The 19,491-nt window shown below is 45.9% G+C and carries 13 protein-coding genes and 1 rRNA gene; 3 read left to right on the top strand and 11 right to left on the bottom strand.

Annotated elements, in window-relative coordinates:
• Positions 1-115: 115 nt before the first annotated feature.
• The 10 genes from ACHA99_RS04575 to ACHA99_RS04530 form a co-directional block, all read right to left on the bottom strand.
• Positions 116-1,258, bottom strand: a complete 1,143-nt coding sequence (locus ACHA99_RS04575) for a site-2 protease family protein (protein ID WP_168826794.1) — start codon at positions 1,256-1,258, stop codon at positions 116-118.
• 231 nt (positions 1,259-1,489) lie between these two features.
• Positions 1,490-1,867 (bottom strand): DUF4144 family protein, encoded by a 378-nt coding sequence (locus tag ACHA99_RS04570; RefSeq protein ID WP_028759298.1) that lies wholly within the window; start codon positions 1,865-1,867, stop codon positions 1,490-1,492.
• A 233-nt stretch (positions 1,868-2,100) separates the two neighbouring features.
• The gene (locus ACHA99_RS04565; RefSeq protein ID WP_393941310.1) at positions 2,101-3,789 is read right to left on the bottom strand and encodes a DUF342 domain-containing protein; all 1,689 of its coding nucleotides are present in this window, start codon (positions 3,787-3,789) and stop codon (positions 2,101-2,103) included.
• A gap of 480 nt (positions 3,790-4,269) precedes the next feature.
• Entirely contained in the window at positions 4,270-5,313 is a 1,044-nt protein-coding gene (locus ACHA99_RS04560; RefSeq protein WP_263255723.1) for a methyltransferase, read from the bottom strand.
• A gap of 183 nt (positions 5,314-5,496) precedes the next feature.
• Positions 5,497-6,819, bottom strand: a complete 1,323-nt coding sequence (locus ACHA99_RS04555; RefSeq protein ID WP_393941308.1) for an alkaline phosphatase — start codon at positions 6,817-6,819, stop codon at positions 5,497-5,499.
• A gap of 74 nt (positions 6,820-6,893) precedes the next feature.
• Entirely contained in the window at positions 6,894-7,847 is a 954-nt protein-coding gene (gene gshB, locus ACHA99_RS04550; protein ID WP_168826802.1) for a glutathione synthase, read from the bottom strand.
• A gap of 93 nt (positions 7,848-7,940) precedes the next feature.
• Positions 7,941-8,672, bottom strand: coding sequence for a 16S rRNA (uracil(1498)-N(3))-methyltransferase (gene rsmE / locus ACHA99_RS04545; protein ID WP_105251496.1), 732 nt, complete (start codon positions 8,670-8,672; stop codon positions 7,941-7,943).
• Between the two features lie 8 nt (positions 8,673-8,680).
• The gene (endA, locus tag ACHA99_RS04540) at positions 8,681-9,457 is read right to left on the bottom strand and encodes an endonuclease EndA (protein WP_393941305.1); all 777 of its coding nucleotides are present in this window, start codon (positions 9,455-9,457) and stop codon (positions 8,681-8,683) included.
• 129 nt (positions 9,458-9,586) lie between these two features.
• Positions 9,587-10,246, bottom strand: coding sequence for a SprT family zinc-dependent metalloprotease (locus ACHA99_RS04535; protein ID WP_393941304.1), 660 nt, complete (start codon positions 10,244-10,246; stop codon positions 9,587-9,589).
• A 148-nt stretch (positions 10,247-10,394) separates the two neighbouring features.
• Positions 10,395-11,546 carry a hypothetical protein gene (locus tag ACHA99_RS04530; RefSeq protein WP_393941302.1) on the bottom strand — a complete coding sequence of 384 codons (1,152 nt, stop codon included), beginning with the start codon at positions 11,544-11,546 and terminating at the stop codon, positions 10,395-10,397.
• A gap of 330 nt (positions 11,547-11,876) precedes the next feature.
• Between ACHA99_RS04530 and blaOXA the strand changes: the two genes are divergently transcribed.
• Entirely contained in the window at positions 11,877-12,701 is an 825-nt protein-coding gene (blaOXA, locus tag ACHA99_RS04525) for a class D beta-lactamase (protein ID WP_113941554.1), read from the top strand.
• A gap of 165 nt (positions 12,702-12,866) precedes the next feature.
• Here blaOXA and ACHA99_RS04520 read toward each other — a convergent pair whose 3' ends face one another.
• Complete coding sequence (locus ACHA99_RS04520; RefSeq protein ID WP_105251501.1) at positions 12,867-13,778, bottom strand: LysR family transcriptional regulator; 912 nt, start codon at positions 13,776-13,778, stop codon at positions 12,867-12,869.
• A gap of 121 nt (positions 13,779-13,899) precedes the next feature.
• Between ACHA99_RS04520 and ACHA99_RS04515 the strand changes: the two genes are divergently transcribed.
• Positions 13,900-18,453, top strand: coding sequence for a biotin carboxylase N-terminal domain-containing protein (locus ACHA99_RS04515; RefSeq protein ID WP_393941299.1), 4,554 nt, complete (start codon positions 13,900-13,902; stop codon positions 18,451-18,453).
• A gap of 950 nt (positions 18,454-19,403) precedes the next feature.
• A 16S ribosomal RNA gene (locus ACHA99_RS04510) occupies positions 19,404-19,491 on the top strand; the annotation flags it as partial.

The following is a 19,491-nucleotide window of genomic DNA, read 5'->3' as shown; positions in this document are numbered from 1 at the left end:
GCGACAGAAAAATAAAAAACCGCTATTAATAGCGGTTTTTCGTTTTTATATAACTCAGGCAAGCGCAAGTCTCTGAGTGCTAGTGCCTTTGCGCTGTGCTTAGCCGTTAAGCGGATTAGCTGCGTAATATTTGCAGCGGCAAGCTGAGCATATCATCGCCCGTTCCCGCTAAGTGCCAGATGATGCCGACTAAGGCACCAACCGTGAGCAAGTACCAAATAACCGAGAAGATTTGCCCGTATCTGTCTAATGGCAGCAGGTGGCTTTGATGGCGAGTGCGCCACTCGAAGATGATTTCTAAGCTACCGATCAACAGCAAGAAGCCCAATAGCGCTAAGCCTAAGGTGTAGCTGATATACACACCAAAAGCGGCACCAGCGGCGCAGGCGACCAAGCCCATAATGCTGTTCATCGAAAAGCTGATGCTCTTTAAAATATGGCCACCATCGAGTGGCAGAATAGGCAATAAATTAAATAGGTTAAGCAGCGCATTAAAGGCGGCAAGGCCAGCAAAAAACACATTACCCGTTGCGTGGTAAGCAATCAAGGAAGCGATGGACATCAAGAGCCCAAAGGTCGGTCCCATGATAGAAATCACCACATCTTGCCAACGCGTATTAATTTTCTCATCGGAGAGCGCGAGTCCGCCCATAAAGGGAATAAGGTAAATCCCTTTGGTCTTCATCCCAAAATATTTCATTGCGCGAATATGGCCATATTCGTGAAATACCAAACAGGCGATAAGTGCGAGGGCGAATTGGAAGGAGAATAGCCAAGAATAAGCGGCAACACTGGCGCCCGCTAACACTACCTTTATGACTTTAGCGCTTTTTAACAGCTTAAAGCCGAGGGAGGCGAGTCCTATCATGCTGATTTTTTGCTGCTTAACGATGGGCGTTTCTGGTGTTTGGCGTTCGATATCTTTCTCTGTCCGTCGCCCTTGGTCGATAATCTTGTCATCCATCAGCAAGCAGTAATCGAGGCGGAAAGGCTGCCAAACGAGATCGGTTTCGAGGCGAACTTGGATTTTAGCTTCTGTTATGGCGATGGCTTGCTCACCACTTTCTGTCACCAATGGGCTGCTGTGGTGGGTGAGCTCAAAGACATGGACTTTGAGGCCGCCATTATCGACGGAAGCTTCTTTTTGTGAGACTAAGGTGTTGTCCCAGTAGAGTTGTTGCCAGCCCGCGAGCGAGCCTTCTAAGCGCAGTTGTTTGCCTAAGCAGTCAATCTTAAGTAGTTCCAATTTCGGTTCCATCTATTTGTATATTTAGTGCCAACTTAAACGTCATCCCTTGAGTCGACGCAGAAAACGGTTATTTTGGAGTGCATCTTAAGCGCTTTACCGTCTGGCTTAGCGCTGTTGCACCGCGGCAAATTATGCCTGTGAATTGATTATGAGGATATTAGCTTTTAAGGTCATATTGTTTTTTATTGATTAACTGAGTCATTGATAGCCATTTATTATGGCTTATCATGTGTTTGCTGTTTATTCATCGAGGGTACGAACAATTTCGATTCCTTGGGCAATTGTCGTGAAAGCCAGTTTAGCAACACAACATTGTCCTAGTGCTTGGGCATGATTTTGAACCCATTTGATAAATTCATTGAGTGGTAAATCCTGTTTTTGGCGCAGTAATCGAGGTAATTCGCCAACAGGATCTTCATGGATTTTTTGTGGACAGGCACTGATAAGGTATCGCTGCCCTTTGGAGTCTAATAATTGATCGGTTTCGATGAAGTGATGCTGATAGAGACAGGCCAGTTCGAGCCAATCTCTTTGATGTTCTAGGTAAAGTAATTCGTCATTTTGAGTCAGTTTTACAATCGCTGGCCATTCAATACTGGACATCTTAACGCTAGTCATTTCAGATCCTTAGGAAGTTTAAAATGGGCTCTGAGGTATTCTCTGAGATCAATCGGCGGCAGTAGACAAGGATTAGGATTTAGCAAGAAGGTGACTTGGCATACTGCTGCGTGCGTTTATCTGTGAGCAGTATGCCACGCTTGGAGAAGATAGATAGAGGCCAGAACGAGTTCAGAGGTTTGGCTACCGAGCGAAAGCCGCCTCAGCACTGGCGTTAAGGACCCTAGTGAACCTTATATGCTCGGTGCAGCTTTGGCTTTGGCGTTATAGTCAAAGTTAATCTCTTGATTAACATTGGCAATACAACAAGTGCCGTGTTCACGTGCCGTACGGTGATTTGCTGGACCTATATGCAGCTCAACGTTAAGGAATACGTGTTTAAGCACTTCGATACGGTATTTTTCGTAGTAGCCTTCGACTTCTTGTTTAAAGGTATCGAATTCAAGCTCTTCACGGGTACGTTCGTCCATGATGCGATTCTTTTCATCAAGCATCATCTTGATTTGCTCAATCATAACCGCGTCAGCTTGCCATTCTGACTTGGGGGGCAGTTTATTGAGGCGAGCCTCGATATCTAAACTGGCGACGACCATAGCTTTAACACTCTCATCGAGTAGCTTGAGATCTTGCTTGAGTTCAGCCTGTCCCATTGCGCAGTAAACGTCAGTTTTAGTCCCTGCCGTTGCGCCTATGACAACCGCCGTGATGCCTTTTTCAGCGTGTGCAACTCCGCCAACCAGATCACCACGACGACCGCTAGGATCGCTGACCGTTAAACTGCCGGCGGTTTTGGTATTACTGTGCAGCAACTGTTTAGTGACTAAGATATTTCCTTTGGCAACTAATTGAGAATATTGCACAAATTGGGCGCTGATCTGCCCTTGAGAATAGATATTGGTAGAGTATTCATTGGCTTTAATCTGGCGGCCAATGATGCCTTTACTCACAGTGACATCACCTTCTGCTTCAAGGGTGGCGGAGTCTACAAACCCCATCACGGTAATATCGCCTGAGCTTTTAACTATCATGCCCTCGTGGACATCACCTGTGATTAAAATACTGCCCTTGAAGGTAACATGGCCTGTGCTGATGTCGACGTCTTTAAGTTGCAGTACATCATCGACATTCATACCTGTACGGGTTTCGACGGGTTGCCCTGGCACTGTGGCGATCAGCTTATTGGGATCTTTGGGATGAAAAGCTGTGCCTGTACCCGCTTGAAGCACGGCATCCTTACCTGGTTTTTGTTTAAGAACTTCGCCCTTGATGTTGTAGCCCGGAGTGCCTTCGGTGGCTAAATGTTTAACCATTAAGAGATCATTGGCTTTAACAACGATCATTGCGCCTAAATTGCGCATATCGACACTGCCATCTTCGCGCTCTTGTGGCTGAAGCAAGCGCTCCCGCGCAAGGAATACTTTGCGTTCTAATACCGCATTGAGTCCATTAACAGGGGCTTTGCCTTGGGCTATTTCACTTTGGCAGATTTCCCCTGGCTTGAGTGTGCTGAGTTGCTTTAGTAGAGCTTGAATTTTGAGTTTGCTTAGCCCCATGCAGACGTTGTTTTTTTTGAGGTGAGTGAGGATCTCTGGCAAATCTATCTGTTTACCACCCCATGCTGCGGTAAGTTTAAGACTGGCTTGCATTTTATCGGGACTAATCTCGATAGCTATGCTGCCATCGCGACGTTCGGCCAAAGTAGTATAGAGCTCAAATTTTCCATCGTCTTGATTACAAAGAGAGTTGATTTTAGCGACGGTTTTAGTAATGGCTGGCTCTAGCGGAAACAGGGCGGCGAATTCAGGTAAAGACAACAGGCGCATTATGTCTTCATGGGTGACTGGACCATGGACATTAGGGATCAGGCGCAATTCAGCTTTTGTCTTATCGCTGTTTAGCTCTATGAGTTCAGGGTCCAGCATAGGGGCATTCCTAGTAATTGCGTTTTATTCTTGTTAAGAAGCTGTTTTGAGTATAACAGTAGAAACTTAGGGTAAAGAAGCCTTTTTGGCTGCAAAATCAGCAAATGTTGTCATTTTGTTGTTAATGGTCTATGAGTGAATTTTAAAATAGTTTTTTATAAAAAATTGAGTCTTATAATCAGTGTTATCTCTGGTTTTATAACAAAAATTACTGAATAAACCACAACTTATATTGATTTTAGGTTTAACCATTATTTTGATGTTTTAAATCGAATCCCTATGTTAGGAACGGCTATTGAGTGACTATAAGTGAGAGATTGTCAGAATCGCTGGCATGCGGCAGATCACAATATTGAATTTTGTAACACGATGAAAGTGAGGTTTTATCTGCAAACAAACAGGGATTGGGATAAGAGTGAGTGGCTGGTGTCGACAATAACGCGCTTCTGCGAAAGCATCTGCGCGTTATTAATCAAACAGCTATTTGTGCTGGAAGTAATACAATTTGTACTTGTTGTTATCGGCAACCACTTTCAATTGGCCAAATTCGGCGGCGATAATATCGGAATAGGGCAGGTGGCGATTGGCGACTATTTGCCAAATACCATTATGTTGTAATTGCTTAGCACTATCGGTGACAAAGTTCTGCGCTATGCTGGTGGTGCTGGCGAGGCCATCATGAAACGGCGGATTAGAGATAATGCCGTTAAATTTTCCTGTGGTTTGCGCGAGCCCATCGGATGGATACACTTTTGCTGTCATGCCATTGGCCGCCAGGGTGAGTTCACAAGAAGCTAACGCCATGGCATTAATATCAACACATTCTAGGGATAGGCTCGGTTGTGCTTTTAGTAGAGCTGCGGTGATCACGCCTGCGCCGCAACCAAAATCGAGCACTCTGCCCGAGAGTGTTGGTAGGTGTGATAATAATAATTCAGTGCCGAGATCTAACCGTTTTTCGCTAAATACCCCGACTAAATTACAGATACTGATCTCGCCTTGCGGCGTTGTGAGTTGATACTGACTGACCCAGTCGCTAAGTTTCATTGCCGGGGCGCTGCCCTCTAAATTGCTACCAAACAGCAGGCAGTGGCGGGCGTTATCGAGCTTCATCCCCGTCGCAAAATACTCAGGCAAGAGTTTAACTAAAGACTTAATGCCGCCTTTGTTTTCCCCAACCACTAACAGTTGGCCGTTAGGCACAAGATGGCTGGCGGCGAGGTTAAATAGATAAGGTGCGAGGGGTTTAGCCTTGGGGAAATAAACGATAACCGTATCGTACTTTTCAGGTTTAATTGGGTCTTGATGTGGCAGTTCGTGGCCGAAGTAGCAACGCAGTTTTGAATTCGCGTGCGGCGCTAAGTGTAAATAATGGTGATAATCCAAGGCGAGGGCATCGACCGAGGCCGCGACATCGAGCAGGGCTTTTGGCAGTAGATCGGCTTCATGATTGAGCACTAACACCTTATGTTGGCTTAGGCTGTCTTGATTACGAATAATGACTTGCGATGGATTAGTTAACACAGTTATAGGCACCTATAAACTTAAGTGTGGGCATTATACCCGTTATTCACGCCCGAGCCAGTTTGCATCGAATCACTGCGCTAGACCTAATAAAATCCCTAATAAAAAGACCCAATAAAAAAGGCAACTGCATTATGCGGTTGCCTTATGTGATTGCCTTTAATGAACGGAATCGATCAACGCTTAGCTCTTAGGTTTCTTCGGTTTTGGCAATAAGCTGAAAATCTTATTGGCGATATCAGTATTGTCTTGATGGCCGTTAAACAGCTCAGATGCGGGACCTGCGGCAAACACTTGTACGTCTGTGCCTGTATGGCCGTCGGTTGTCCAACCCGTATCAGTTCGCTTATCAATAACATGGCGAATTGCAACCGCTATGGTTTCTAACCCTTGCATTCTGGCGACCGTTAATTTTGCGATTTCTTCTTCGTTGAGCTCAAAACCTAAACCGCGGGCAAGATCGGCCTGCCATTGTTCACCGCTGATGGCGGCTAAGGCTAATGTGTCGGTACTGGCTGAAATGTTACGTAGGATTTCAGGGTTCCAGTTGTAGTTTCCATCGACGCCAATCGATAGGCCGCCGGTATTATGGTCGGCGGTGATCACCATCAGGGTATCAGGATGTTCACGCACGAATTGCTCAACCACTTCAATGGCATTGGAGAATTCATCCATTTCACCCATGGCTGTAGCTATGTCGTTATTGTGACCCGCCCAGTCGATGAGGCTTCCTTCGACTAACAGTACAAAACCTTGGTCATTCTGCGACAGTAAACTGAGTGCTTTTTGGGTTAAAGTGCTGAGTTTTTTCGCATCTTTTTCATCAATTGCCCAAGGTAATTGGACTTCGGCAAACAAGCCCAGCACTTTAGGTTGAGTGATGCTGGCGAGGTCTTCAAAACGAGTAATATGTTGATAACCCTTGGCTTTAAATTGCGCTAATAGTTCAGGGGTAAAGTATTTTTGACCACCGCCTAAGAATACATCGGCGTTGGTTTCTAGATAGCTGAGTGCTAAAGCGTCGTAGTTTTTACGGCTCTCGTTGTGGGCTAAAAAGGCTGCAGGCGTGGCGTGGTTTATCTGGGATGTAACAGCCACACCTGTGCTGAGGCCAAGGGATTTGGCTTTTTCGAGTATGGTCGGCAGCGGTTGCTTTTGGGTATCGACCGAAATCGCCCCATTGTAAGATTTAACGCCAGTGGCGAGCGCTGTAGCTGCCGCGGCTGAGTCGGTAACATAACCACTGACACTGGCAGGATAAGTGCTCGCCATCCCTACAAGTAAACGGTCGAATACGGTTTGTTCGACTTCCTCTGTGTCAGGATTATCTTTGTAGTAACGGTAAGCGCTAGTGTAAGACGGTCCCATACCCTCACCTATCATGATGACAATGTTTTTGGGACGCGACGGTGCTTTCGTTGGACCTGTTTCTATGTTGGCCCAAGTCGGAGTCGATAGTAATAAACCTATGCCGAGTAACAAGAATGGCGCTTTGGTGAAACTCATATCACATCCCTAGAAAGTGGCTAGGCGCTTGTGATGTCAAAGCGCCTTAAATCAACAAACTCGTTGGTAAATTTTTATGCTTTGGTGTTAATGCGTGCTTCAATAGCATCCATTAACATGCCGGTGATGTCGACATCAAATGCTGCTTGGATCTCACGGATACAAGTTGGACTGGTTACGTTGATCTCAGTCAGCTTGTCACCAATGACATCGAGGCCGACAAAAATCAGTCCACGCTTTTTAAGTTCTGGACCAATGGCGCGGGCAATTGCCCAATCGCTGTCGGATAAAGGTTGAGCCACACCGCTTCCGCCTGCCGCTAAGTTACCACGGGTTTCGCCTTTCATTGGGATACGCGCCAAGGCGTAGGGCACAGGCTCACCATCGACCACTAAAATGCGTTTATCGCCTTTGGTTATCTCAGGGATAAAGGCTTGCGCCATGGCATATTGTTGGCCATAGCTGGTCAAGGTTTCTATGATGACCCCAAGGTTTGGGTCGTCCTGCTTCACGCGGAAAATCGAGGTGCCGCCCATACCATCAAGTGGCTTAAGAATAATATCGCCCTTCGCTTGGTGGAAAGCGCGGATACGTTTGGCATCACGGGTTACGATCGTTTCTGGCGTGAATTCGCTAAACCATGCGGTAAACAGTTTCTCGTTAGCATCACGTAAGCTTTGTGGCTTGTTAACGATCAACACGCCTTGTTCTTCGGCGCGTTCAAGCATGTAAGTTGCGTAGATAAACTCAGTATCAAATGGCGGGTCCTTACGCATTAAGATCACGTCGAGTTCGCTCATCGGCGTGTCTGTAGCTTCGCCGAGTTCAAACCATTTGCTTGCATCATTGAAAACAGTTAACGGACGCATATTGGCCATAGCCACACCGTTGACCATGGCAAGATCGGCCATTTCCATATAAAACAGCTGATAACCTCTTTCCTGCGCGGCCATTAACATGGCAAAACTGGAGTCTTTCTTAATGTTGATCTCACTGATGGGGTCCATCACTATGCCGAGTTTTATCATTAATCTGTTCCTTATTTGTCGCCGTTTGCAGGCAAAAAAGCATTTATTGGATAATGGGGTGCCATACCACCGCTGTGTGCGGCTGTGGACGGTCTAGCCTAAATCACCAAATCTGAGTTGTAGTGCCGTAATGGCGGTGAGCGAGGCGGTTTCGGTGCGTAGCACTCTAGGGCCAAGCAACACATCGGTAAACTGATAGGTTTCTGTCATGGCGATTTCTTCCGCCGACAAACCGCCTTCTGGGCCAATTAATAGTCGCACGCGGGTATGCGCCAAATCTAAGCCATTGATGCCGTGTGCGGCACGTGGATGCAAATTGAGTTTAAGCGCTGAGGTCGGCTCACTGCACCAATCGTGCAAGTCCATCGCTGGGCGAACCACGGGCACTTGACTGCGTCCCGATTGCTCACAGGCGCTCACGACGATCTTTTGCCATTGCTGAATTTTTTTCTCTAGGCGTTCGCCGTTGAGTTTCACACCGCAGCGATCTGAAAACAGCGGCGTAATCGTATTCACGCCAAGCTCGACTGATTTTTGAATGGTGAACTCCATTCTATCGCCACGGGAAATCACTTGGCCTAAGTGCAAGTTGAGTGGCGACTCAGATAAATTGGCCTCACAGGAGAGCAGTTTTACTGTGACATGCTTCTTACCTGCGTCAACAATTTCAGCAAGATAATCATTGCCATCACCATTAAATAGACTGATATGTTCGCCGTTGCCCATGCGTAGCACCTTGCCGATATGGGCCGCGCCATCTTCGTCTAAGTTCAACTGTTGATTGATGGCTAATGGCTGAGGTTGATAAATTCTTGGGACTCTCATTGTCGACCTTATTCGGCTAATTGTTGACGCTGTGGTGGCGCATTACAGGCATTCTGCACAAAGGGGTTATGGTTACCTTGGGTTTGCGCTATGGCGTTATCACGTTTGCACTCAATAGTATCAACTGGATAGGTTTTATCCCATGCCTTAAATAATTTTAATTGGCTAGAGGCGATTTTAAGACCATAGGTCTGCTGCATATATAGGTAGGTTCTGGCTATCTTACCGCGGGTATTCGCGGGAGGTTGTGCTTGACGATTCTTAAAGTCGACTACCATAGCACATTGGCCATATTGGTCGGCCTTACCGTTCCATTGGCTAAATCGGAAGTTGCTGCGATCGCCATTGACCTCACCAATTGCGGGCACCAAATTATGCATGTCCGATTCCATCTTATTAAATTCATTACTGTTATCGGCACAGTTTTTACGGCCACCCTTTTGCCAGCATTGGAGTTGATGGCCAAATTCCCAGGCGGGGACTATGTGTTCCCACTCGATACGGTTGGCACGGGTTTCCTGTTTACGGACTTGATAACCACAGCTGGCGAGATCGGGTTTCCACGATTTGCCTTTGATCTGAATTTCACAGCCACAGTAAAAGCTAACTGCGGGCAGAGTACCTTGGCGACTGCCTGCGTAGAGCGCCTGTGACTTGGTTTTCGCTTGGCTGAAACTGCTGGGATGTGACACTGAGGCACTTGCGGGCACAGATAAGGTCGCCGCCCAAGTGATTAGGCACAACAAAAGTCGCCGTGAATTAATGGTTAAAGAAGCTTTGTTCAAAATTTATCCCAAAATAACAAACACTACGCGAGCCTTTGGCTCATCTTTTATGGCGTGATGGTAAGGGAAATATCGCTGTTTATGCAAATTGAGTCGTACTTAGGTGGGGGTTTTGTTTGCTGAAAGTCGCTAGATCGCAGTTAAATGGGTCTTACAGCGTTTACAGATATAACGACTTTCACCACGCAGCACCTTGTTATGGCGGCGAATACTCAGTCGAATCGGTCCACAGGCGCAGCGATACTCAACATCGTGACTCGTAACTGAAGTGGTATTAAAGCTATGTGTGGTACTCGGATTGACCTTAAATACCGTTAACATCAAAGATTGCCATTCTTTACCGTGGGGCTTGGTTTTGCCAAAAAGCTGAAAACACAGCAAATGACAAATTTCGTGGGGGACGACCTCAGTCAGAAATGCCTCGCTGTTTTCGCGTAGCAATACAGGATTGAATCGCAAGCGATTCTGTTGCAGATGAGCTGTACCCGCACTCTTACCCCTTAAACTAAATTGAGTGACTGGGCGTGGAAAAGTGCGCTTAAGCGATATCTCGGCCTCTTGATAACAGGCTTCAATTCGCTCTAGTACTTGAATTTGTAGTGACGAGAGTGGGCGTGATGAACCGGTGAAAATATGCGCCTGAGTCGGATTGGGTGCTGGTGGACTCGTTATCACCTGCGACTTATCTTGGCTTTGGCCTAAGGCTGCGTGCGTCGACCTTGACAGCGGGGCAAGTGCTTCACTGCTGCGACGGCGTAAGGCATTGAGTAAGTCAGCGGGGTTCAGCATAGGGTTAGCGTTGGATCTCGTCGGTTAAAGATAAAATTGAGTGCTTAAAACTTATCGGTGATTAAGCCTGCCTAAGCGTTCATATCAGAAGCGTTCGCATCATAGCGAACGCTATCTGACAATGCCAGTTTCAGCCAGTGTGACTTGGCTATAAACTCGCTGTCGCTTGCATCACCATAGTGCGTACTTGTTCGACTATGGCTTGCTCAGTATCGGCGTCATAGCCTTTGACTCTTGGGGTGTGAATGTGGCCGACCTTGGCATGGCTATTAAACTTATGCTGCAAGACTATGGCACGATAGGAGATTTCATTAGAAAGATAACCGCCGCCAGAGCCTTCGACTGACATTTCGTTTTGCAGTTCGTTTAATGACGTCGCGCTAAACTCGCCGCGGGCAAGGGTAGTGACAGTATGGTTATCATTGACTTTCCATTGACCATCTTTGACTTGCATAGCCGAAACAGGCAGTGAAAATTCCACAAATTCGGGGCCGATAAAATCTTTACCATTAAGTTTTGGGGCAACGGGTGCGGTTTTTGTGCCGCCAGTGAGCACGTTTTGGTTATCGGGCGCCGCTGCGCTGCGATTTCGCCCAGGGAAGCGTTCGATATCAAAATCAGTTCGGCCCATGCTTACGGTGAACACAAATTGGGTTTTGGGATCGCGATAAATCGGGCTCAATAGCGACTCGATAAGCCCTTGGTCAAAATCTGCAAAACGTACTGGCACCATAGCGGTTTCGATTTGTGCCGTTTTACCATTAATTTCAAAGCGAAAACCATCCAAGGCGAGGGCGACTAGACCGGAAGGATTACTCTGGGTGATATCTTTGTCGAGGAAGAAAGGATCGAAACCAGTGAGAAATATTTTGATTTGGACATCACCATATTGAATATCGCTAAAACCCCGTGAGGCTTTTTCAACCGCACTCATTAATATGTCTTGTTGCCAATCGGCCATTTTAAAGTTGGCACTGGTGGTTTTTAGACTATTAAGCATGGCAAGGCGAGCCCAGTATAAAGGTCGGTCGTCAAAATGCCCTGACTGCACATCGCGGACAGCTTGTTGCCACAATCTGTGTCCTTGGCGCGCCGCTAATTGGGTGGCGTCAACTTCGTTTTTCTTTGAGTTCAGCTGAGCCAGACCATCGTCAAGTGCTTGATAGCGAGTGACTACGTCGCCTATGGTTTTTTCGGCTGCTGGTAGGCGGGAAACTTCAACGTCACCAAATAACTGCACGGCACTGGCTGTAGTCATTAAGCTGGTGGTGAGGATGAGTGTTAACATTGGCTTTAACATGTTTGGCTTCCCTGTAGTGATTAGACGTTATTCATTGGAAATAATGATTATGTTTTTCATTCGGATAGGCTCTTATGCCAAAAAGTATGCACTACAAGCTGAGGGTAATAAAGTTAAGCTCAGTGATCTTTGTGATCTTATGCCAATATCTTCTATCACAAATCATGTGGATCTGGCATTAATCCATCTGCAACAGTGCAATAGGGTCTAGTTTGCCTCTTTTTTGCCACAATTGGTCAGCAGTTTGCTAGGGCTTGCCAAAACCCTAAGTGATAGCCTTAATCACTTTTTTAGTTCATTGGATTGTTTGTTTTTCTACAAGGAGACTTTATGCGTTTGTTCACCATATCGGCTGTGCTGGTGATGTCGTCTATTTTAGTGTCGTCAAGCTTAGTGGCGCCGACTTTTGCATCTACTACAGCTAAGGAGTGGCAAGAAACCCGCAGTTGGGATGCCAGTTTTACTCAGCACCAAACTAAAGGCGTAGTGGTGTTATGGAATGAAAACAAGCAACAGGGATTCACTAATAATCTTAAACGTGCCAATCAAGGTTTTTTACCTGCATCGACGTTTAAAATTCCTAACAGTTTGATCGCGCTAGAGCTTGGCGTGGTGAAGGATGAGCATCAAGTCTTTAAGTGGGATGGTAAAAGTCGAGATATCGCAACTTGGAATCGTGATCATAACCTTATTACTGCAATGAAGTATTCGGTTGTGCCTGTCTACCAAGAGTTTGCTCGCCAAATTGGTGAGGCGCGTATGTCGAAGATGATCGCCTCGTTTGATTATGGTAATGAGGATATTTCGGGAAATTTGGATAGCTTTTGGTTAGATGGTGGCATACGAATTTCTGCTACTGAGCAAATCAATTTCCTACGTAAGCTTTATCACAACAAGATACACGCTTCTGAACGCAGTTTACGTATTGTTAAGCAAGCCATGCTGACTGAAGCGAATTCTGACTATATTATCCGTGCGAAAACCGGTTATGCAGTCAGAGCAGAACCAAGCATTGGCTGGTGGGTAGGTTGGGTTGAACTCGATGATAATGTATGGTTTTTTGCGATGAATATGGATATTCCCGACGCCGCAGGTTTACCATTGCGTCAAGCCATTACTAAGGAAATCTTAAAACGGGAACGCGTTATTCCTTAGCCCATGCTAGGTCGCGTAAGCATAGCGTATCCAAACCTTGCGAGAATTGCGTATGAAACGGCCTACTTAGCTGACATCAATCAGTGATACTGAAAGCCTAGACTCAGATCTAGGCTTTTTTATTGGGCTTTCTTGAAACAGGCTTCATTGATGCGACGGGAAACATTAACCCATTAGGGATTGCAGGCTTTCTTGGCTGCTGAAGCGTTTTACAAAGAAATCTAAGAAGACACTGATGTTGGTGGCCAGTTGGCGTCGGCTCGAATAAACCCCATAAACCTTAAAAGGTTCAATCGGCCACTCCTGTAAAATTGGTACTAGCTGTCCATTAGCAAGTTCGGTCTTACAGGCTGAATTGGATAACATGGCGATGCCAAAATCATCTATGGCTAATTGCTTCACCATTATCGGGCTGTTGACCCTCACTTTACGCTGAAAGTTCGCCATGGTTTTACGCGAACCTTTACCCAGTGGCCAAATTGGTGCTGAGCGAGAAGTCCCCAATAAAATCCCACTGTGCAGGCTGAGTTCCTTTGGAGTCGCGGGTGTGCCTTTGAGTTTTAAGTATGCAGGGCTTGCCACTAAAATTGGCTGGCGTTCAAACAGTAATCTTGCGACTAAGTCCGACGATTGAAGTGGGCCATATTTGATGGCTATGTCATATCCTTCACCGACTAAACCAATATCGTTGTCGGTAAACTGGACATCCAATTCAACATTGGGATATAAACGCATAAATCCGCTACAGAGGTTAGCGATAAGTTCTTGGCTAAATGACACTGGGATTGCAATGCGTAATGATCCTGACACATCATCGTGAGTATTCTCGATAACTGCCTTGGCCGCTTCTACCTCATTGCGAATCGAATCACAGTGTTGATAAAAGAGTGCCCCGATTTGGGTCAAACTCAAATTACGGGTGTCGCGCTGTAGTAATCGCACGCCAAGTTGTTCTTCTAGCTGCGCGATTTTGCGACTTATGGTGGATTTTGGGTGGCCGGTTTCACGTGCAGCTTGGGAGAATCCCTTCGCTCTAACTACGGCTGCAAATAGCATCATACCGTTTAAATCTGGCATGTTATTCCCACTGTCTCATATTTGGAACAAAGCGTCCTATGCAGTTTAATGGCATTTGACGGGATAACAAAGTTATATTTATTGGCTAAAAATTTTCAGAGGCTAAGCAGAGGATCTTTTGATGACCAGCAATAATCAGCCCAAACACATGACTCAAGCCCAAACGCCCGATCCGCTTTTTTTACAGGCCGAGCATTTGGCAAAAGATTTTTCTCTGTTTCCTAAGCACAGTAAACAGAGTTTATCGGAAGAAATTAAAGGTCTTTTAAATGAGGATGCTATTCAAGCAAACTTAAAAGACTTGGCATCTTTAGATGTCGACGGTTACGTTGCTAAAGTGATCCAGCCGACCCAAGATAAAGGTCGTCCTGGTGCAAAACGTATTATTGCCGATCTTAAAGGTCGTTTGATTACGGAAACTCACTTGGGCTCTTTTTACAGTGCTGAGGTCGAGCTGAACTTTGGTTCACGCACTCGTCGTATTGGCTTTATTGCCCAAGAACGCACTACCGCTAACGGTGCTTGGATGCCTGAGCATCATTACGCCGCTTGTAAAGCAATTCGTCATTTCGCCGAATTGTCTATGCCTATTATCTATTTAATTGATACCCCAGGGGCGGATGCTGGCGAAATCGCTAACAGCCAAAACCAAGCGCATTCAATTTCTAAAGCTATCGCAGAAAGCGCCAATGTTGACGTACCGACAGTCGGTATCGTAATTGGTGCTGGTTATTCTGGTGGCGCAATTCCATTAGCGGCGGCGAACATTCTGTTGTCGTTGCGTGACGGTATTTTCAATACGATCCAGCCACAAGGTCTGCAAAGTATTGCCCGTAAGTACAACTTATCTTGGCAAGAATGTGCGAAATCTGTGGGTGTATCACCAGAAGAGCTTTATACCTCAGGTTGTATCGACGGTATCATCGACTTTTCACCTGGCGATCGTGACGAGCGTCAGCACAATCTGCGCCGCGCTATTATTAGCAGCGTAGAAGCGGTTGAGCGTGCAGCGATGAATTTTGTGCGTGAATCTAAAGATTTACGTGAGCATTATGATCGCAGTTTAACTCGTTTCCTTAATCCATCTAAAAACTTGATGGCTTTGGAACTGAACGCAGAATTGGCTGTGGCAACGAGCCCGACCAGTCACCATAACTTGTTTGGTAGCGCCTATCGCTATTTGCGTTATTTAACGCTACGTAGCCGTATTCATTCTATTTCTCAAGAGCAATATGGTCGTCTGTCACGTGCTAGCGTGCCAGAAGGTGATCTGTTGGCACGTATTCAACAGGAACAAGACCGTGTGTTCCAAGCTTGGTTGTCTAACCCTGACAAGCTAGTTTATGACGAAGATTTGAATAAATTATGGACTAACTTTGTCGCTAAGCGTGACGAAGTCTCGACCGAGCGTAACATGCTGACACGTTTGATTTTGGGTGAGCCAAAAGAGAACTATAAAAAAGCACGTAAGGCGCTGTTATTCAACATCAGCTGGTCTTTGTATCATCGCTGGAAGAGCAATGCGGCTAACAACTTTAAAGGGCTTATTCAGCACTTAGAAAATTTGCCAAAGTCTGTGACTCAAGCTAAATGGCCTGAGCTGAATCAACTGACTGTGCTGGATGTGGTGGTAAATGAAGAACTGCGTGAAGACTTTATTTGGCAATGCCATAACATTCTGATCTTCAATGCCTTGTATGACAACGTTGTGGGCAGCTTAGCGTCAATCGCTAAAGAAGCCATGATGTCGAAGAGTTTGTCACGTAACTCAGTGAATAACCTGTTGCACAAGTCAATTGACCATGCATTGTCGACGCAAGATACCTCGAACGACAAAGCTAAGTTCTATAAGTGGCTCAAGTATTTTATGGGTCAATCGAACCGCGCCGATTTGTTGGTGCGAGTAGAGCAGTGGAAGAGTGTGGGTTTCCCACAACTTAACGACAGTCTATTCGTGGTACTGACTTACTTCTTCGAGCGTTTACTGCCTGAGTATTTCGATAGTGAAAGCGATACCAGCAAGTACACTGGCGCGATCAACCCTGTGCGTATCGGTCGTCGTAAGGACTTCTGGAACCGCTTGACCATGGGTTATCAGGATCTATTGATCCAAAAAGTGCTGCGTGACGAAAAACGTAAAGGCAACATGACTTGGGAAAATGTGGTGAAGCAGTTCTTTACCCATTTCGAAGAGATCAACTGCGACAAAATGTCGGCTAACTTGCTCAACTTCCCAGGCTTCCGTTTATCGATTGAAGACGCATTAGATAAAGGCATTCGCCCATGTGGTTTGATCACAGGTATTGCTGACTTTAAAGAAAAAGGTCAAAAAGTGCGTGTGGGTGTGGCTGTGTCTAACACCGCATTCCAAGCGGGTGCATTCGATATGGCCAGTGCTGAGAAATTCTCTGCACTATTGATCGAGTGTGCTAAGCGTAAATTACCCGTTGTGTGCTTTATCAGTTCAGGTGGTATGCAGACTAAAGAAGGCGCCGCGGCGCTATTCTCTATGGCTGTGGTGAACGATCGTATCACGCGCTTTATTCGTGATAACGAATTGCCAGTACTGATGTTTGGTTTTGGTGACTGTACCGGTGGTGCGCAGGCGAGTTTTGTGACTCACCCATTGGTGCAAACTTACTATCTGTCTGGTACTAACATGCCATTCGCAGGTCAAATGGTGGTGCCAGCTTACTTACCATCAACGGCAACGCTGTCTAACTACTTGTCAAAAGTACCTGGCGCAATGGCGGGCTTAGTCCATAACCCATTCAGCGACAATTTAGACTCTCAGTTAGCGGGTATCGATCCTCTGATGCCAATGCCTTCGGCAAAAATTAACGACGTGATCATCAATGCACTGTCGACCTTAGTGGTTGAAGCTACTGTTGAAGAAGAAGTGATCGTGCAGAACGATCCACGTAAGTTAATGAAGCCAATTAACAAAGTATTGGTTCACGCCCGTGGTTGTACTGCGGTGAAACTTATTCGCAAGGCGCATGACAATAATATCAATGTGGTATTAGTGGCGTCGGATCCTGATATGACGTCAGTCCCCGCGGACATGCTCAAAGAAACTGACAAGTTAGTTTGTCTTGGTGGTAACACCTCGGACGAAAGTTACTTGAACGCATACTCAGTGCTGAAAGTGGCCGAATATGAACAGGTTGATGCATTGCATCCTGGTATTGGTTTCCTATCAGAAAGCCCGCAGTTTGCTGCATTGTGTGTGAATAACGGTGTTAACTTCGTCGGTCCTAGCGTGCATTCAATGACGACTATGGGTAACAAGTCGAACGCAATTAAGACATCGCAAGCGCAAAACGTACCTGTTGTGCCTGGTTCGCACGGTATTCTGACCAATGCTGAACAAGCCGTAAACGTGGCGAGCGAAATCGGCTATCCAGTACTGCTTAAAGCGGTACAAGGTGGTGGCGGTAAAGGTATTCAGGTTGTAAAACGTCCTGAAGACATGATTGGTTTATTCCAAAAAACCGCAACTGAAGCGGCCGCTGCCTTTGGTAACGGTGACTTGTACTTAGAGAAGTATGTGACATCACTACGTCACATCGAAGTGCAGTTACTGCGTGATAAGTTCGGCAACGCGAAAGTATTAGGTTTGCGTGACTGTTCGGTTCAACGTAACAACCAAAAAGTGGTCGAAGAATCTGGCTCAACTATGCTGCCGGATGAGCTGAAGCGACAAGTGCTGGCCTATACCCGTGCCTTAGGCGACGCGACCGATTACATGGGCGCAGGTACTGTAGAGTTTATCTATAACTTAGATGCGAACGAAGTCTACTTTATGGAGATGAACACGCGTCTGCAGGTTGAGCATCCCGTCACGGAAGCGACTTCAGGTATTGATATCGTTAGCGCGCAGTTTGATATTGCTGCTGGCCGTTCAATTGCAGCGTTAGAACCGAAAGAAATTGGTTATGCGATGGAAGTACGTGTGACGGCTGAGAAAGCGGCGCTCGATAGCCATGGCATACTGCAACTGATCCCAAATCCGGGCAAGATCACTGAGTGTGTGTTCCCAGATCATCCAGATGTGGAAATCATTTCGATTGCTGCGCCAGGTAAAGAAGTATCGCCATACTACGATAGCTTGATTGCGCAAATCATCATGCGCGGTGAAAACCGTGAAGATGTGATTGCCAAACTGTACGAATATTTAGACAGTGTAGTGCTGAAAGGCATTGCGACTAACATTCCGTTACTCAAGCTGATCTTGAAAGATGGTACCTTCAACGAAGGTGTTTACGACACTAACTATCTGCCACGCTTAATGGCTGAGCTCGATATTCCTGCGTTGATCGCAGAAATGGAAGCTGCCGCTGAAACTGTGGAAGTAGACACTGAGTCACTGCGTGTTGGCGAAAGTAACGAACTGAAAGTGTTAGCCCAAGGCGCTGGTATCTTCTATACCTCTTCTGCACCGGGTGAAGCGGATTTTGTGAAAGAAGGTGACATAGTCACAGTCGATCAAACACTAGCACTAACAGAAGCGATGAAGATGTTCTCGCAAGTGACCTTAGCCGGCTTTAACCGTCAGAGTGCGATTCTGTACCCTGAAGATAAGAAGTATCGTATAGAGCGCATCCTGAACAGCAATGGTCAGCAAGTGTCTCAAGGCGACTTACTGTTCGTGGTCTCGCCTGTTGAAGAATAAGCTCAGCGTTTAACGCCATAGCTGAATGAGAAAATACCCGCCATTGGCGGGTATTTTTTTGCTTCTAAATTATTGCCACTATGCCACTAAATTTTCTGTCATTAAATATAGGTAAGCGAACATGCCACTCTTAATGTGCATGACGTTTTTGACAAATCAACTTAGCTTTAATAGATAAGCTCATAACTAACAAGTGGCCAATCTCAGCTTTGTGCAATACGACCTGTATCTCTGATTAAGTCGGCAAAGAGTTTCTTTAATCTGTCGTTCGCCCATTTATCAGAACAAGTAGCATCAAGAGCCCACATCTGGCCTCGAGAATTAACGGAATCTCCATGCTTTATTCGTAGTAATAGAGGCTCATCAAACCTCATTTTAAGTTGAAACTGAGTCTAAAATGAGCAGGGTGTGGATAACTTTGGGGGTAAGTGGTGGGTATGATGTGGCTAGATTAGATAATTAGAATTAACTGCAAATTTCCTTAAAATAGGGGTTGCACAAAAAGTTTCACTGCCTATAATGCGCATCCACTGACACGGCAGACAGCGTTAAGCAGCTTGGTGTGACAGTTTACTGATTGATGAGTGTTGAGAAAGTTTGTAAAAACTCCTTGACGCGAAACGGGAAATGCGTAGAATACGCAGCCCTAGCCAACTGGAAGCGTTCGACGCTCAGTGTGGTACTCACCTTCTATTATGAGGTTGAGTTGCTCTTTAACAAGATAAAACAAGAAATCTGTGTGGACACTCACAGGTGTTGAGTTAATCGAAACTGCTTAACCTTCGGGTTGGCAGTCAAAAATTTAAATCAATGTCTTCATGAGTGTTCATAGTAATATGTACATACAGTAATGTATGAATTGAAACGCAATGCTTCTTAGTGAGCAAAGCGAATCAAAACAGTAGGATTCATTGAGCCGCTGATTCCTTCGGGATGAAGCAACAAAACTTTAATTGAAGAGTTTGATCATGGCTCAGATTGAACGCTGGCGGCAGGCCTAACACATGCAAGTCGAGCGGCAGCACAAGGGAGTTTACT

Source organism: Shewanella sp. S23-S33 (genome assembly GCF_043359565.1).
Lineage (GTDB): Bacteria > Pseudomonadota > Gammaproteobacteria > Enterobacterales > Shewanellaceae > Shewanella > Shewanella oncorhynchi.
The sequence above is the reverse complement of the archived record's forward strand: the minus strand, read 5'-3'. Positions and strand labels throughout refer to the sequence as shown.

Coding starts and splice junctions, on each gene's coding strand:
- ACHA99_RS04530 (WP_393941302.1), bottom strand. CDS start 11,546: ATGTTAAAGCCAATGTTAACACTCATCCTCACCACCAGCTTAATGACT.
- ACHA99_RS04565 (WP_393941310.1), bottom strand. CDS start 3,789: ATGCTGGACCCTGAACTCATAGAGCTAAACAGCGATAAGACAAAAGCT.
- gshB (WP_168826802.1), bottom strand. CDS start 7,847: ATGATAAAACTCGGCATAGTGATGGACCCCATCAGTGAGATCAACATT.
- ACHA99_RS04535 (WP_393941304.1), bottom strand. CDS start 10,246: ATGCTGAACCCCGCTGACTTACTCAATGCCTTACGCCGTCGCAGCAGT.
- ACHA99_RS04570 (WP_028759298.1), bottom strand. CDS start 1,867: ATGACTAGCGTTAAGATGTCCAGTATTGAATGGCCAGCGATTGTAAAA.
- rsmE (WP_105251496.1), bottom strand. CDS start 8,672: ATGAGAGTCCCAAGAATTTATCAACCTCAGCCATTAGCCATCAATCAA.
- ACHA99_RS04555 (WP_393941308.1), bottom strand. CDS start 6,819: ATGAGTTTCACCAAAGCGCCATTCTTGTTACTCGGCATAGGTTTATTA.
- blaOXA (WP_113941554.1), top strand. CDS start 11,877: ATGCGTTTGTTCACCATATCGGCTGTGCTGGTGATGTCGTCTATTTTA.
- ACHA99_RS04515 (WP_393941299.1), top strand. CDS start 13,900: ATGACCAGCAATAATCAGCCCAAACACATGACTCAAGCCCAAACGCCC.
- ACHA99_RS04575 (WP_168826794.1), bottom strand. CDS start 1,258: ATGGAACCGAAATTGGAACTACTTAAGATTGACTGCTTAGGCAAACAA.
- ACHA99_RS04520 (WP_105251501.1), bottom strand. CDS start 13,778: ATGCCAGATTTAAACGGTATGATGCTATTTGCAGCCGTAGTTAGAGCG.